Here is a 14,655-nt window from a genome sequence, read left to right as displayed (position 1 = left end):
CCATGACCGCAGTATTCAGCACTACGGCTCTCACCGACACGGCGTTCACGATCACAGAGAGGTCTCGTTCGTTTTGAGCCGACTCCGACGTGATCGTCGTCCCTCAGGACTTCTAACCAGCCAGGGCAAGCTCGAACCACACCGTCTTGCCGGTCCTGCCGCGCCGCGTGCCCCAGCGCCGGGCGGAACAGGCCACCAGTTGCAGCCCGCGTCCGCTTTCGTCCTCGGAGCGCGCGGACTTCTCGACCGGGGGATCCGGAAGCGGATCGGAGACTTCGACCAGCAGGACAGGGAGGGGGTCGCCGCTTTCCGGCCGGAACAGCCGGACGGTGATCGGACCGGGGGTGTACCGCTGGGAATTGGTCACCAACTCGCTGACCAGGAGCACGGCCACGTCTCCGACGGCGGCGTCCAGTCCCCACTCTCTCAGTGTGTCGCGGACGGCGTGCCGGGCTGTGCGCACCACGTTCGGTTCGGCCGGAAAAGTCCACTCGGCGCATTCGCCTCGGGTGCCGATCACGCCGACCACTTCCCCGATCACCACCGGAATCGTGTCCCATTTAAGGGGGGTTAATCAGGACATACCCCCTTTGGGGCCTTGATTACCGTGCCCGGACCGCAATGGATGCAGCCGTGGCTCGAACGGCGCACAGCTCAGCGGCGCAAGCCCTCCCCCGCCTCTTCGCGCCGGAGGCGCTCCCACGCGGCGACCGCGGGCCGGTCCTGATCGAGCCAGTCGACGGTGTCCAGCTCGCCGGGCGCGAGCCAGCGCAGCGCGTCGTGATCCTGCAGGGGTCTCGGCTCACCGGACACCAGCCGGACCGCCCACACCTGGAGCACGTATCCGGGCCGCAGCGGCCACTCACCGGGGACGCGCTCGACAGGTTCGGTCTCGATGCCCAGCTCCTCGCGCAGTTCGCGCACCAGCGCTTGCTCGGGACGCTCGCCCGGCTCCAGCTTGCCGCCCGGGAGCTCCCAGCGTCCGGCGAGCTCCTCGGGCGCGCTGCGCCGTGCGGCGAGAAGCCGCCCTTCCTCGCACACGGCTCCGGCCACGACCACCACACGATCAGTCATGCGGCGGAGCGTACTGCGCGCCGGAGCGCCGCCGGACGGCCCCCGGCCAGGCAGCCTGCCCGGCAGCCGGCTCGACCGCCGGACAGGTCCCTGCGCTCCGGCGGCGCCGTCAGCGCGCCGTCCGGCCGATCCGCTCGACCCAGTAGAGCTGCTTGTGACCGCGGCCGTCGAGGGAGTCCGCGATCTTCTGCGCCTCGGCCTCGGTGGCGTACCTGCCGACGCGGTAACAGTTGCCGTTGTCGTCCTGCCGAATGACGAGCCAGGGCAGGACAGCGCCGCTGTCGGTCATCGCACCCCTCCCTCGGCCGGCCCGAGTGTCCGTAACGATCGCCAGGAAACCGCAGTATGCATATGCGGAAGCCTACGCCTGGCCTTTACTGAGCGGATACGGGTTTTCACAAAGAGGCATGAAGAGGGGGCGCATCCGGCCGGATACGCCCCACCACCCCACTACGGGCGACCTGGCACTGGCGAACGGCGGACCGGCCACCGGTCCGCCCCCGCCGGTCACCGGCGCCGGCTCACTTCACCGGCAGGTGGTACGCGATGCGATAACGGTCGGCCGGGACGACGACGTCGGCGGTCTCGACCGCACGCCCCGAGGCGTAGTACGTGCGCTCGATGACCATCACCACATGGCCGGGGACACCGCCGAGCGCCAGTAGTTCCTCCGCGAGGCCGGGCCGGGCCCCGACCTCCTCCGTCACGTTGTCCACGACGACGTCGATGGCGGCCATCCGCTCGACGACACCGCAGCCCCCGAGCGGCCCCTCCTCGGGCAGCATGACCGGCGTACGCCCGGTGACTTCGAGCGGCTCCCAGGAGGTGGAGAGCATCATCGGCTCCCCCGCGTCCCGGAAGACATAGCGCGTGCGCATCACGCGGTCGCCTGTCTTGATGTCGAGCCGGGCGGCGATCTCCGGCGTCGCCGCCTCCTGTTCGGTGCTGGACTCCCAGGTGCCCCGGGCGTCCTCCGCGGCCTGCTCCTGACGGAAGGGGCTCGCGCCCGACGGCGGCCGGAAGCCGGAGCGGGCGACCCTGCGCGGCACAGGCCGCTCGCGCACATAGGTCCCCGAGCCGGAGCGGCCCTCCACCAGACCCTCCGCCATCAGGACCTTGCGCGCCTCGAGGGCGACCGTGTCGGAGACGCCGTACTCCTCGCGGATACGGGCCTGCGAGGGGAGGCGGGTGTGCGGCGGCAGCGAGCCGTTGGCGATCTTCTCGCGGAGATCGCTCGCGACGCGCAGATAAGCGGGCTGCTCACCGAATGTCACTGGCACTCCCAACACGTTGACAGACTGCAACAGCGTGACAACCCTCGGTCATTGACCGCAAGCGTAGGCCAGGGTTTCACCCGAAGTGATGATTGCCGCTGAGCAGACGCTTACCGCAGGTAGTCGCGGTTGGCTCACCGGAGGCCCTTGACCGCAATGGTCCATACCAATACGTTCCTGCGCACACGACACCGTTCACGGAACCTGTTTCCGGTACGCGCACAGGAATGAGTCCGATGCGTCGAAGAACCTTTGTCCGGGCGGCTGTTGCCGTCTGCTCGCTCTCGCTCGTCGCCACCCTCGCCCCCGCTGCTGCCGCCACGTCCGCCGCGGACGCCCGTCGCGGCGGCCAAGGCCACCACGGCCACCCCGGCCACCACCAGAAGCAGTCGTACAAGCGCGTCGGTTACTTCACCCAGTGGGGCGTCTACGGCCGCGACTTCCAGGTCAAGGACCTGGACGTCAGCGGTCAGGCCGCCAGGCTCACCCACATCAACTACGCCTTCGGCAACGTCGACGCCGAGGGCAGATGCTTCACCGGCAGCAACATCCCCGGCGAGGCCGACGCCTGGGCGGACTACGCGCGCCCGCTGTCGGCGGCCGATTCGGTCGACGGCGTCGCCGACACCGCGGAGCAGCGGCTCGCCGGCAACTTCAACCAGCTGCGTGAGCTCAAGGCCGAGCACCCCGGCCTCAAGGTGCTCATCTCGCTCGGCGGCTGGAGCTGGTCCACCCACTTCTCCGACGCCGCCCGCACGCCCGAGTCCCGCAAGGCGCTCGTCTCGTCGTGCATCGACCTGTACATCAAGGGCAACCTGCCGGTCGACGGCGCACGCGGCGGCGAGGGGGCGGCGGCCGGTCTCTTCGACGGCATCGACCTCGACTGGGAGTGGCCCGGCTCCGAGGGTGACGCCGACACCGTGTACCGGCCGGAGGACAAGAAGAACTTCACGGCACTGGTGCACGAGTTCCGCACCCAGCTGGACGCCTGCGCGAAGTCCCGGCAGAAGGCCCGCGGCGGGAAGCGCAAGTACTACGAGCTCACCGCGTTCGTACCGGCCTCGGCCGCGAAGATCGACGCCGGGTTCGACGTCCGCCGGATCATGCGGGACTTCGACTTCGTCAACCTCCAGGGCTACGACTTTCACGTCTCCGGCGAGAAGACCACCGCCCAGCAGTCCGCGCTGTACGCCCGCGGGGACTTCAGCGTCGACCGGACCGTCCGCGACTGGCTCCGGCGCGGCGCGCCGGCCCGCAAACTGGTGGTCGGCATGCCGTTCTACGGCCAGGGCTGGACCGGAGTGACCGGCGGGGGCGACGGCATGGGCCGGCCGGCGGCCGGGCCCGCACCGGCGACCTGGGCGGCCGGGTACGAGGACTACAAGGTGCTCAAGAAGCTCGCCGACTCAGGCGCGTACCAGGTCCACCGGGACCGGCGGAACGGGCATGCCTGGCTCTTCGACGGCACCACCCTGTGGACGTACGACGACCCGCAGGTGCTGCACGCCAAGACGTCGTACATCCGCCGGCACGGGCTCGGTGGGGCGATGTTCTGGTCGCTGGACGGGGACACCGCGGACGGCGAGCTGACCGCCGCGGTCGACAGGGGGCTGAACCGCCGCTGACCCCCGGCCCGGCCTGCCTCCTGTCCCGGTCCGGTTCCGCCGGGACAGGGGGCCGGATCGGGGCGCCGGGAAGGGGCCGGAACAGGCCCGGCCGTACGGCGATCGGGCGAGGCGGCGGGCGCTGACTCAGCCCGTGGCGGGAACGCGCAGGACGAGGACGGCCATGTCGTCGTGTCCGTCGCTGGGACGGTGATCGGCCAGCGCGCGGACGAAGTCGTCCAGCGGCAGGCCCGAGTGCGCCGCGGCCAGTTCGGCGAGTGCGGCCAGCCGGTCGTCGATGGCGTGATCCGGATGCTCGACGAGACCGTCGGTGAAGAACAGCACGGTCGCACCGGCCGGCAGCGGACGCGTGTGATCCGGACGCCCCACGTCGGGATCGACACCCAGCGGAATACCGGGTTCCGCCTGCAGATACTCGGTCCGGCCGTCGGGCGCGACAACCAGCGGAGGCAGATGACCGGCACTGCTCCAGCACAGCTGCCACCCCCCGTCCGCCGGCTCGATGCGGGCCAGACAGGCTGTCGTGACCGGCAGATCGGTGATGGCGTGCACCGTGTGGTCCAACCGGGCCAGCACGGCGCTCGGCGGCTTCTTCCGGTCGTACAGCAGCGCGCGCAGCATGTTGCGGGCCTGCGCCATCGCGGCGGCCGCTTGCAGGTCGTGACCCACCACGTCCCCGATCACGGCGGCGCAGGCGTCGTCCGGCAGAACGACGGCGTCGTACCAGTCCCCGCCCCGCGTGGCCGGCTCGGCCGCCGGCCGGTAGACCGCGGCACCCGCGAACGGGGCGAGGTCCGGCAGCGTCGGAAGCAGCAACCGCTGGAACTGTTCGGCGCTGTCCCGCATCTGCCCGAACAGACGCGCGTTCTCGATCGCCAGCCCGGCCGCACCCGCGAGGGCCCGCACGACCTCCTCGTCGTCCTGGTCGAACGGCCGGCCGTCGCGCCGCTCCGAGAGATACAGGTCCCCGTAGATCTCGCCCCGGACGCTGATCGCCACGCCCAAAAGTGCGCATCGGCGGATGGCCCTCGGGGAAACCGACCGACGCCGGATGGGCAGGGATGTCCACGACCCGCAGTGGCTCCGGACGGTGGATCAGCAGCCCCAGCACGCCCCGTCCGTGGGGAAAGTCGACGTCACCGAGGGCGGCGCGCTCCTCCTCCGACAGCCCGGCGGTGATGAACTGCTCCAGGTGGTCGCCCGAGGCGTGCAGGACCCCGAGCGCGCCGTAGTGGGCGCCCACCAGCTCCATGGCGGTGGTGACGATGCGGTGCAGCACCATGGGCAGGTCCAGCTCGCTGCCGATGTTCAGCACCGCGTCCAGCAACCCCTGCAGCCGGTCCTTCGCCTTGGTGAGGGAACGCAGATTCGAGGCCATGCCCTCCAGCTGCTCGTCCAGGCGCAGCCCCAGGTCCGGGCCGATCACCGGCTTCGCCGGCTTGTCTTCCGCCACTCCGGAATCACCCCACTCGTCAGGGACAAACGGTACGTAAGGCAACGTCTCGTGCCGGGCAAACACGCACACCGAGAGACCGCGACGTGCCACCCGAGGAGCCGAAGAACGCGAAGGAGCCGAAGGAGCCGAAGGCATCGAACGGACCGCGCCGGGTCGCTGCCTCACGCCGAAACGCCCACGGCACGGCGAAGGGCGGCCGCGTGAGCGACCGCCCTTCTTCTGCTGCTGTGCCGGTCACCGGCTCATGGGGTTCAGAACTGCAGCGCCCAGGAGTCGATCTTTCCGGTGTCCCACCAGGCGTTGTCGCTGACGCGCAGCTTCCAGGTGCCGTTGGCGGTCTCCGACGAGGCGTTGACCGAGTAAGTGGTGTTGATGTTGTCGGCACTGCCGCCGGTGCCGTAGCTCTTCAGCGTGTACACGGTGCCGTCCGGGGCGACGAGCTGGACCCGGAGGTCACCGATGTAGGTGTGCTGGATGTTGACCGGCACGCTCAGGTTCGACGGCGCGTTGCCCGAGATGCCGCTGACCGTCACCGGCGACTCGACGGTCGAGTTGTCGTTGATCGCGTAGTCGGCGGTGTTCTCGAAGCGGTCACCGGTCGGCGGCTCGGGGTCGGTGCCCCCGGTGCCCACATACAGCAGGCGGTTCGGGGATCCGCTGCCCGGGTTGCCGACGACACCGCTGGTGGCGGCGCTCGCCAGGGCCGAGGAGACCTGGGCCGGCGTGGCGCTCTTGTTCTGCGCCAGGTAGAGCGCGGCGCCACCGGCGACGTGCGGGGTGGCCATCGAGGTGCCGGAGATGGTGTTCGTCGCCGAGTCACTGCTGTTCCACGCCGAGGTGATCGACGAACCCGGGGCGAAGATGTCCAGCACGCTGCCGTAGTTGGAGAAGCTCGAGCGGGCGTCCGAGCTGGTGGTGGAGCCGACGGTGATGGCCTCCGCGACCCGCGCGGGCGAGTAGTTCGAGGCGTTGGAGCCGTCGTTGCCCGCGGCGACCGCGTATGTCACGCCGGAGGCGATGGAGTTGCGCACGGCGTTGTCGAGGGCGGTGTCGACGCCGCCGCCGAGGCTCATGTTGGCGACGGCCGGCTTGACGGCGTTCCGCGTCACCCAGTCGATGCCGGCGACGACCTGCGCGGTCGTGCCCGAGCCCTGGTTGTTCAGCACGCGCACGCCGACGATCTTGGCCTTCTTCGCCACACCGAACGACGAGCCCGCGACGGTACCGGCGACGTGGGTGCCGTGGCCGTGGCCGTCCTGGGCCGCGTTGTCGTTGTCGATGGCGTCGTAGCCGTACGTCGCACGGCCGCCGAAGTCGTTGTGCGTGATGCGCACACCGGTGTCGATGATGTAGGCCGTGACACCCTCGCCCGCGCTGTCCGGGTAGGTGTAACTCTGGTTCAGCGGCAGGGACTTCTGGTCGATCCGGTCGAGACCCCAGGAGGGAGGGCTCGGCTGGGTGCCGGAGATCGTGAAGACACGGTTCTGCACGACGGACTCGACGGCCGGGTCCGCGGCGAACTTCTTGGCCTGCTTCTCGGAGAGCTCGACGGCGTAACCGTTCAGCGCGGCCGTGTAGGTCTTCTTGATCTCCGCGCCGTACTCCGCGGCAAGCGCCTTGCCCGCCTTGGATTCCGCGTCGGCCGCCGATTCGTCGAGGGTGACGATGTAGCTGCCCGGGACCGAGCCCGGAGCGCCGGCGTTCTCGATGACGCCTTCCGGTGCCGGCTCGACCGCGACGGCCGGAAGAGCCGAGACCGTTCCGAGCGCCAGGGCGGCGACGGCTATGGCACTGACCGAAGTAAGTCTTCGGCGGGAATCACGCATCACTGACATGTGAGGGGTCCTCCTCATTGGTGGTGCGTTGCTGTGGGGGATTCCGACAGGAGCATGACAAGGCGCGCCGACGGGTTCGCGGCGTCCCGAGTTCCACCTGCCGAGCGAAAGATTGACCGATCCATAGGAATCCCACAAGAGGTCCGACCGCCAAGTAACAAGCACGGCACACAGATGCCATGCTGCGCAGCCATGACGACCTATCACTGCCCGGACTGCGGCACTCGCGCGCCGACCAGCTCCCTGACCTGGTGCTGCCCGGAGTGCCGCGGCCCCTGGGACCTCGATTTCGACGCCTCCCCGGTCCCTCTCACCGCCCTGCCGGGCCGGGTGAATTCACTGTGGCGCTACGAGGAGGCGCTGCCCCTCTCCGGGCCCGCCGCCTCGCTCGGGGAGGGGCGCACCCCACTCGTGGAACTCACGGGGAACGTCTCGGCGAAGCTCGACTTCCTGACGCCCACGCTGTCGTTCAAGGACCGCGGCGCCGTCATGCTGGCGGAGCTCGCGCGACGTCTCGCACCGCGCGAAGTGGTCGCCGACAGCAGCGGGAACGCGGGCACCGCCGTCGCCGCGTACTGCGCGCGGGCGGGACTGGACTGCACCGTCTACGTCCCCGAGGCCACCTCCGTCAAGAAGGTCGAACAGATCCGGGCACACGGCGCACGGCTGGAAATCGTCCCCGGCGACCGGGAGGCCACCGCCGCGGCCGCCCGCACGGCCGCCGACGAGGACGGCGTCTTCTACGCGAGCCACGTCTACAACCCGTACTTCCTGCACGGCACGAAGACGTACGTGTACGAGCTGTGGGAGGACCTCGGCGGCCGGCTCCCGGAGGCGATCGTCGTCCCCGTCGGCAACGGCACCCTGCTGCTGGGCGCGGCCCAGGCGCTGACCGAACTCCACGCGCACGGGTTGATCGACTCCCGTCCGGCGCTGGTCGCCGTCCAGGCCGAGGCGGTGTCGCCGCTGGCGGCGGCGTTCCGTGCCGGTGCCGGCGAACTGCTCGGCGGCACCCCGACGCGGCCCGCCCCCTCGCGGCTGCCCACCCTCGCCGAAGGGATCGCCATCCCGAGACCGCCGCGGGCCCGCCAGATCCTGCGCGCGGTGCGGGAGTGGGGCGGAACGTTCCTGACCGTCACGGAGGACGAGATCCGGGCCGCCCAGCGCGATCTCGCCGCACGGGGCCTGTTCGTCGAATCGACGGGCGTCGCCTGCTGGGCCGCCGTCGGCGCGTGGACCGACCGGACGGCCGTGGTGCCGCTGTGCGGCGCCGGGCTCAAGACGGGGCTCGCCCCGTGACGCCCACCGCACCCCGGCACCGGCCTCCCGCACCGGTCGGCGTCGGGGGCGCTCCGCAGGCTCCGCCGCCGGTGCGCCTGACCCGCCGTCGGCGGCGCCGGGCACCCTGACGCCCCGGTGCCGGTCACTCACCGGTCAGGCCGGGGACGGCGCGTCCTCGGGCCGGCCGGCGAGCCGCCGCTGCTCGTCCTCGACGATCCGGCGGGCCAGCGAACCGACCGAGATGTCGACCGCGTCGGGCGTGGCCTCGGCGACGTCGCTGCGCCGGGCGTAGGCGTCGAACAGGCGCGACTTGTTCTCCAGGATGTCGAGCATCCGCTGGTCCACGCTGTCCGTCGCGAGCAGTCGGTGCACCTGCACGGGGCGCACCTGCCCCATCCGGTGGGCGCGGGCGACCGCCTGGTGCTCCATCGTCGGTTTCACCTGCGGTTCGCAGATGATGACCACGGACGCCGCCTGCAAGTTGAGTCCGACGCCGCCCGCCTCGATCTGGGCCAGCAGCACCGCGTGCCCGGGCTCGGCCGTGAACTCGTCGACGAGCTGCTGGCGGCGGGCCGCCGGGACGCTCCCCGAGATCGGGCCGAACACGCCACCGCCCAGGGCATCGTGAACGGTTCCGAGGACGTCACGGAAGTACGAGAAGACCACGGCCTTGAGCCCGTTGTCCGCCGCCTCCGCGACCAGTTCACGCAGCCGCTCCAGCTTCGCCGACTTCCCGGGGCGCGCGTACGCCGCCCTGCGCATGGCCATGAAGTTGCCGCTCAGCACCGCCTCCCGGTACGCCGCGGCGTCGGACGCGCTGAACTCCTCCCACTCCTCCACCTGCAGCAACGACGGCAGTTCCGTCAGCACGTCCTGCTGGTTGCGGCGCAGATAGGCGGGGGCGACCGCGCGGCGGAAGGCCTGGGAGCCCGCGACGGCGTCGCTGCCCTGGATGGTGGGCAGCAGCTCCGGCCGGAGGTGGCGGACGAGACTGCGGAACTCCTCGACCCGGTTCTCCATCGGCGTACCGGTGAGGAACAGGACCCGCTCGCACCGCTCGGCCCAGCGGGACACGGCCCGGGAGCGGCGCGCCTCCGGGTTCTTCACGTAGTGGGCCTCGTCGACGATCAGCATCCCCGGTGGTGTGCCGTCGGGGACCGCCAGACCGTGCAGGGCGTCGAAGGTCGTGATCGCGATGCCGCCCCGGTCGCACCAGTCGGCGTACGCGTCCCGGCGGTCGGTGCCGTGCACGGGCACCGGTCTCAGCGTGCTGCGCGACCTGACCTCACGCGTCCAGTTGATGAGTACGCTCGCCGGGCAGACCACCATGAAATGGGTGTCCCCCCGCGCCGCGAGATGCGCGAGCGCGGCAATGGCCTGGACCGTCTTGCCGAGGCCCATCTCGTCACCGAGGATCACCCGGCGCTGCGCGAGCGCGAATCTGGCGCCGAAGGCCTGGTAGCCGCGGAGCGACACCCGGCGGTGGGTGTCGTCGAGCTGCTGGGCGCGGACCCGTTCGGCGAGCTCGGCCGGCAGGAGCCCTTCGGCGGTCTCGGGATCGGGGCCCTTCCCGGTGACCTCCGCGAGCAGGCTGTAGTACTCGGCGGAACGCAGCTCGAAGTCGACCCACGCCGCGACGTCGGAGGCCGGGCTCCGCAGCAGGTCGACGGACGCCTGGCCGAGCAGCAGCGGCACGTCCGCGTCCGCCGCCTCGGCGGTGACCTCGTTCAGCCGCGCAAGGGCCGCCAGCGCCTGCTCGCGCCGCTTCCGGCCGGTGAACAGCATGCGCACCCGGCCGGCCGCGGGCCCGGCCGCCGTCAGCGGATCGGCGAGCTTCTTCTCCAGCTGCTCCGCCGTCTCCAGGGCGCGCCGCAGTTCCGGCCCTGCCTCGACGAGCCGGTGCAGGGCGATGACGAGCGCGGTGGTGCGCGGCTCCGGGTGGTCCACGTCGATCCGTACGGAGACGGTCTCGGCGACCGCGTCCGCGATCTGCCGCGCGGCGGCGATCGCCTGGTCAGCGGTCTGCCGGCCGACGCCGGGTATCTGCCGCAGCTCGTGACGTCCCGCGGCGTGCACCTGACGGACCGTTCCGTAGCCGGCGTCCTCGAGAGCGCCGAGCCGCAGCCGGCCCTCGGTGACGTCCTTGAGCCTGGCCACGGGGATGGACCCGAGCTCCTGGTCCACCAGCTCGGTCCGCAGGGGGTCGAGTGCCGCGCGCACCTCGGCCGTCGCACGGCCGTGATCGGCGACCACGGCCCGGGCGGCGTCGTGGAGCTCCGCGGCCCGCGCCAGCAGGCTCCTGGCCTCGCGGCCGGCCCGCATCACCGAGCCGGCCCGACCCGAACCGCCTTCTGCCATGACGCCCCTCGCGCACGTTCCGTCCGACGTGCGCACATCCTTCCACGGGCGTACGACACCCGTGGGCGTCCCGCCGACACGACCCCGCACCGGCCGGGCCCGCGCCGGGCAGGCCCTCGGGCTCGCCCACCGCTCTGAAGAGGAGGCTGCCGCGCGGTTGCCGGCCGTGGCCGCCCGCACGGCCCGGACCACGTACGGCGTGGACAGGACCGCGATCACCCGTCGTACGAGCCTCTCTTCGAGGGCGGGCCCGCGTGGGCCCGCCCTCCCGGGCGGGACACGAGTACCTGGCTAGGCCGCCTGTTCGGCGGTGGTGGGCGCCTCGGGGCGCCTGTCCCGCAGCAGCTGCCGGCGCTTGCCGTCCCTGAGCCACCGGTTCTGCGCACCGGGCTTGCGTGCCTCGTCCGCCAGCTGCTTGACGGTGTGCTTGACCACGAACTCCTTGAGCTTCGCGCCCGGACGGCCGCCGAGGTAGAAGCTGATCGCGATGTCGTTCCTGCGGGCGAACTGGAAGATCCCGGCGCGGCGCCCCAGGCTGATGCACTGCCCGGCGAACGCCACGTGGACGGGCGCGGGCCGCACACCCGCGATCCGGCTGAGCACGGTCTCGGCGGCCTGCGGGCCGAGCTGGACCGCGGACCGGCAGCCCATCCGGTACGGCAGGCCCGACTGCGCCGCCGAACCCCCGGCGGCGACGATGCGCACGTCGTCCACGCTCGTCAACGTCTCGTCCGTGAGCAGGCGGCCCATGGCGTCGGTGCTCAGCCCGCTGCGCGCGGCCAGGTCCGGCACGCCGAAACCCGGCGGTCCAGATCGTCACGTCGCTGCGCAACTCGCGGCCGTCACCGAGCCGCACGGCATCGCGCGTCACCGCCGTCACCTTCGTGCCGGGTCCTTCGACCACGGTCACGCCGAGCCTGGCCAGCCACCTGGCGACCGAGCGCGGCCCCGCGGGTGCAGGTACGGGCCGAGCGCGCCGCCGCAGACGAGCGTCACCTCACGCCCGGTCTCCGCCAGCTCGGCGGCGGTCTCAATGCCGGACGGACCTGCTTGGCCACCGACACCGCAGCCCCCGCAGGCGCGGCGTCGACGACCGGCCGCAGCCGCTCCGCCTCCTCCAGGCCGGCGATCGGATGGGCGAACTCCGCCGCCCCCGGTACCCGCGGGTCGGCGCTGCCGCTGCCCACGGCGTAGATCAGATAGTCGTAGCCGACCGTGCCGCCCGACGCCAACGCCACACTGCGCCCGGCCGCGTCGATCCCGGTCACGGTGTCGACCACCAGCCGGATGTTCTCGGCCAGGATCTCCCGGTAGTCGACGACCGCGTCGTCGGACCCGCCCACCAGCTGGTGCAGGCGGAGCCGCTCGACGAACGCCGGGCGCGGGTTGATCAGCGTAACGGTCACGTCGTCGCGCTGCGTCAGGCGATTCGCCGCCAGGACACCGGCGTATCCGCCGCCGATCACGAACACCTCAGCGTGCTCAGCCATGGTGCCTCCTCCGTTTCCAGGGGTACGCCCACAAGACGCCGCGCTCTCGGCCGCTGTGACAGCCTGTGGGGCAGATCACCCCACAGGCGAGCGCTCGGAACGCCGTGGGCCCCCGCCGGCCGGCGGTGACGGCCCTCGCCGTGCCCGCCTACGCCGGCACGCCTTGTGGGGCGGCGCCCGCTTCGTCCGCCGACCACTGCTGATTGCGGACGAGGTCCTGGTACTGCGGGCAACGGGCGAGCAGTTCCTGGTGCGTTCCGGCGTCCAGGGCGTGGCCGGACTCCATGATCAGCACGTGATCGGCATGCTGCACGGTAGACAGTCGGTGGGCCACGACGACCACGGAGCGGTCCTGCGCAAGCCGCGTGACCAGGTCGCGCAGACGCTGTTCGTCGATGCTGTCCAGCTGCGAGGTGGGTTCGTCCAGCAGAACACGTCGGCGTCGGTGAGCAGCACGCGTGCCAGGGCGAGGCGCTGGCGCTGTCCGCCCGAGAGGTCCGTCGCACGTCCGAGGACGGTGTCGAGCCCGTCGGGGAGCCGCAGCACCTCGTCGCGCAGCGCCACGGAGTGGAGGGCGTCGAGGAGTACGTCGTCGCCGGGTGCCGCCTCGCAACCCAGCAGGAGGTTGTCGCGTACCGTCCCTTCGAGCAGGGTGAAAGACTGGTCGACGTAGGCCACGCGCCGGCGGAGCTCGTTCAGCGGCCAGTCCATCACGTCATGCCCCAGGACACGGATCGTGCCCTTGTCCGGGTGCACGAATCGTTCGATGAGCGTCAGCACCGTGGACTTCCCCGCTCCCGAGTGCCCGACGAGCGCGGTGAGCCCGCGGCGGGGTGCCGAGAAGGTCAGGTTCCCAAGGACCGGCTCGTCGTCGTAGCCGAAGGCGATGTCGCTGAATTCGACACCCGGTGCGCCCTCGACCGGTACGGGGCCGGTGGGGGCCGTGTCGTCGGCTTCCTGGGGAAGCGACAGGAGCTCGTCGAAGCGCGTGCGGGCGGCGAGCCCCGCCTGCAACTGGCTGATGCTGGAAGCGACGATCGCAACGGGAGCGACGAGTTGGAGCAGGTAGAGAAGGAAGGCCGTGAAGTCCGGCATGGACAGATCGCCGGAGGCCATCCTGACGCCGCCACCGAGAATGATGCTGACGAGAGCGATCTGCTGGCCGAGGCCCATCACGGGGGCCGATGAGTGATTGCAGCCGGACGCTGAAGAGTGTGGATTCCGTCAGCTCGGTGGCGTCTTGGGCCAGGAACGCGGTCGCGTGTTCCTCGGCACGGTACGCCTTGATGGTCGGCAGCGCGGCGAGTGTGGCGGTGAAGCGCTGCGCCAGTTCGCCGAGGGCTGTCTGCTGGGCGACGATGCTGCGCCGTACGCGGACGATCACCAGGCCGATGACAGCGCCGGCAAGGGCGAAGGACCCCACGGTGATCAGGACGAGCACCCAGTCGAGCAGGCTCATGACGACCCGGGTGGCCAGGACGGTGATGACCGACAGCGGAAGCTGGATGCCCCGACGTCGATCACGGAGCGCAGCATCATCGCGTCGGAGGTGACACGTGCGACAAGGTTGCCCGGACCTTGGGTCCGGACCTCGCGCAGGGAAAGCCGCATGGTGTGGTCCATGACGCGCGAACGCAGTCTCAGGATCATCTGTTCGCCGATACGGGAGAGCAGATAGCCGGACATGGTCGCCGACAGTGCTCCGGCGATGGCGACCGCGGCCATCAGGGTGACCGGCCACAGCAGTCCGCGGGTTCCCGAAATGGCTCTCACGAGGTCTCTGACCATCAGTGGTACTGCCAGTGTCGCGGCCGTCGATATCAGTGCCAACAGGGCGGCGAATCCCAGCTGCAGGCGGTCTCCACGGGCGAGATATGCGCCCAACCGCAGTCCCGGGGCAGGCTTCTTACGGGCGACTGGCATTCGCTTGTTCCACCTCGTGTGAGAATTTCCGGGATTCACGAGTCCATCCGTATCGCGATGGCGGCGGCGATGGTGATGGCCCCTGTCAGGCATCCGGCGGCCGGGTATTGAGCCAGTCCACCACAGGCTCGCGTGAACAAAGTAACGATAATTCTTGAGCCTTCGGCGCCACCCCGGGGCAGGTGCCCCGGTTCTTGCGAATTGGCCCAGTCCGGGGCGCCTCAAAGTTGGCGCTGATGCACGGCTCTTCTCGGGCGGTGGTCACCGGGAGCAATGGCCGGCTGTAGCGTGACCGGACGTCAACCACCGGGATTCTCCGGACGGTTGGGAGGTTGGTCC

11 protein-coding genes and 3 pseudogenes are annotated in these 14,655 nt (G+C 70.9%); 2 read left to right on the top strand and 12 right to left on the bottom strand.

The window, feature by feature from the left end; all coding sequences use genetic code 11:
* Positions 1 to 112: 112 nt before the first annotated feature.
* From OGH68_RS23815 to OGH68_RS23800, 4 genes are all read right to left on the bottom strand, one after another.
* On the bottom strand, positions 113 to 529 hold the full coding sequence (locus OGH68_RS23815; RefSeq protein ID WP_264246995.1) for an ATP-binding protein: 417 nt from the start codon (positions 527 to 529) through the stop codon (positions 113 to 115).
* A gap of 125 nt (positions 530 to 654) precedes the next feature.
* A complete protein-coding gene (locus tag OGH68_RS23810; RefSeq protein ID WP_264246994.1) occupies positions 655 to 1,074 on the bottom strand; it encodes a (deoxy)nucleoside triphosphate pyrophosphohydrolase in 420 nt (139 codons plus the stop codon).
* 109 nt (positions 1,075 to 1,183) lie between these two features.
* On the bottom strand, positions 1,184 to 1,363 hold the full coding sequence (locus tag OGH68_RS23805) for an SPOR domain-containing protein (protein ID WP_264246993.1): 180 nt from the start codon (positions 1,361 to 1,363) through the stop codon (positions 1,184 to 1,186).
* Positions 1,364 to 1,595: 232 nt separating this feature from the next.
* Entirely contained in the window at positions 1,596 to 2,348 is a 753-nt protein-coding gene (locus tag OGH68_RS23800; RefSeq protein ID WP_264250246.1) for a GntR family transcriptional regulator, read from the bottom strand.
* A 236-nt stretch (positions 2,349 to 2,584) separates the two neighbouring features.
* Here OGH68_RS23800 and OGH68_RS23795 point away from each other — a divergent pair, with 236 nt between their 5' ends.
* Entirely contained in the window at positions 2,585 to 3,973 is a 1,389-nt protein-coding gene (locus OGH68_RS23795; protein WP_264246992.1) for a glycoside hydrolase family 18 protein, read from the top strand.
* Positions 3,974 to 4,099: 126 nt separating this feature from the next.
* Here OGH68_RS23795 and OGH68_RS23790 read toward each other — a convergent pair.
* Both OGH68_RS23790 and OGH68_RS23785 read right to left on the bottom strand, forming a co-directional pair.
* Positions 4,100 to 5,351, bottom strand: a pseudogene (locus OGH68_RS23790) (PP2C family protein-serine/threonine phosphatase).
* Positions 5,352 to 5,680: 329 nt separating this feature from the next.
* Positions 5,681 to 7,264 (bottom strand): S8 family peptidase, encoded by a 1,584-nt coding sequence (locus OGH68_RS23785; protein ID WP_264246991.1) that lies wholly within the window; start codon positions 7,262 to 7,264, stop codon positions 5,681 to 5,683.
* A 192-nt stretch (positions 7,265 to 7,456) separates the two neighbouring features.
* Here OGH68_RS23785 and OGH68_RS23780 point away from each other — a divergent pair, with 192 nt between their 5' ends.
* Positions 7,457 to 8,563, top strand: a complete 1,107-nt coding sequence (locus OGH68_RS23780) for a threonine synthase (protein ID WP_264246990.1) — start codon at positions 7,457 to 7,459, stop codon at positions 8,561 to 8,563.
* A 135-nt stretch (positions 8,564 to 8,698) separates the two neighbouring features.
* On the opposite strand, the gene OGH68_RS23775 is transcribed toward OGH68_RS23780, so the two are convergent.
* From OGH68_RS23775 to OGH68_RS23750, 6 genes and pseudogenes are all read right to left on the bottom strand, one after another.
* Positions 8,699 to 10,903 carry a DEAD/DEAH box helicase gene (locus OGH68_RS23775; RefSeq protein ID WP_264246989.1) on the bottom strand — a complete coding sequence of 735 codons (2,205 nt, stop codon included), beginning with the start codon at positions 10,901 to 10,903 and terminating at the stop codon, positions 8,699 to 8,701.
* A 291-nt stretch (positions 10,904 to 11,194) separates the two neighbouring features.
* Positions 11,195 to 12,393: pseudogene (locus OGH68_RS23770) on the bottom strand (NAD(P)/FAD-dependent oxidoreductase).
* A gap of 148 nt (positions 12,394 to 12,541) precedes the next feature.
* Entirely contained in the window at positions 12,542 to 12,706 is a 165-nt protein-coding gene (locus tag OGH68_RS23765; protein WP_264246988.1) for a hypothetical protein, read from the bottom strand.
* Entirely contained in the window at positions 12,682 to 13,566 is an 885-nt protein-coding gene (locus tag OGH68_RS23760) for an ATP-binding cassette domain-containing protein (protein WP_264246987.1), read from the bottom strand. The genes OGH68_RS23765 and OGH68_RS23760 overlap by 25 nt, the downstream gene beginning before the upstream one ends.
* Positions 13,567 to 13,642: 76 nt before the next feature.
* Positions 13,643 to 13,852 (bottom strand): annotated as a pseudogene (locus OGH68_RS23755) (ABC transporter ATP-binding protein); the annotation flags it as partial.
* Positions 13,849 to 14,181 (bottom strand): ABC transporter transmembrane domain-containing protein, encoded by a 333-nt coding sequence (locus tag OGH68_RS23750; RefSeq protein ID WP_264250245.1) that lies wholly within the window; start codon positions 14,179 to 14,181, stop codon positions 13,849 to 13,851. The gene OGH68_RS23750 and the pseudogene OGH68_RS23755, both read right to left, overlap by 4 nt.
* Positions 14,182 to 14,655: the final 474 nt, after the last annotated feature.

Origin of the sequence: Streptomyces peucetius, assembly GCF_025854275.1 — a bacterium.
Lineage (GTDB): Bacteria > Actinomycetota > Actinomycetes > Streptomycetales > Streptomycetaceae > Streptomyces > Streptomyces peucetius_A.
The sequence above is the reverse complement of the archived record's forward strand: the minus strand, read 5'-3'. Positions and strand labels throughout refer to the sequence as shown.

Coding starts and splice junctions, on each gene's coding strand:
- OGH68_RS23760 (WP_264246987.1), bottom strand. CDS start 13,566: ATGGGCCTCGGCCAGCAGATCGCTCTCGTCAGCATCATTCTCGGTGGC.
- OGH68_RS23750 (WP_264250245.1), bottom strand. CDS start 14,181: ATGGTCAGAGACCTCGTGAGAGCCATTTCGGGAACCCGCGGACTGCTG.
- OGH68_RS23785 (WP_264246991.1), bottom strand. CDS start 7,264: ATGTCAGTGATGCGTGATTCCCGCCGAAGACTTACTTCGGTCAGTGCC.
- OGH68_RS23775 (WP_264246989.1), bottom strand. CDS start 10,903: ATGGCAGAAGGCGGTTCGGGTCGGGCCGGCTCGGTGATGCGGGCCGGC.
- OGH68_RS23780 (WP_264246990.1), top strand. CDS start 7,457: ATGACGACCTATCACTGCCCGGACTGCGGCACTCGCGCGCCGACCAGC.
- OGH68_RS23810 (WP_264246994.1), bottom strand. CDS start 1,074: ATGACTGATCGTGTGGTGGTCGTGGCCGGAGCCGTGTGCGAGGAAGGG.
- OGH68_RS23795 (WP_264246992.1), top strand. CDS start 2,585: ATGCGTCGAAGAACCTTTGTCCGGGCGGCTGTTGCCGTCTGCTCGCTC.
- OGH68_RS23805 (WP_264246993.1), bottom strand. CDS start 1,363: ATGACCGACAGCGGCGCTGTCCTGCCCTGGCTCGTCATTCGGCAGGAC.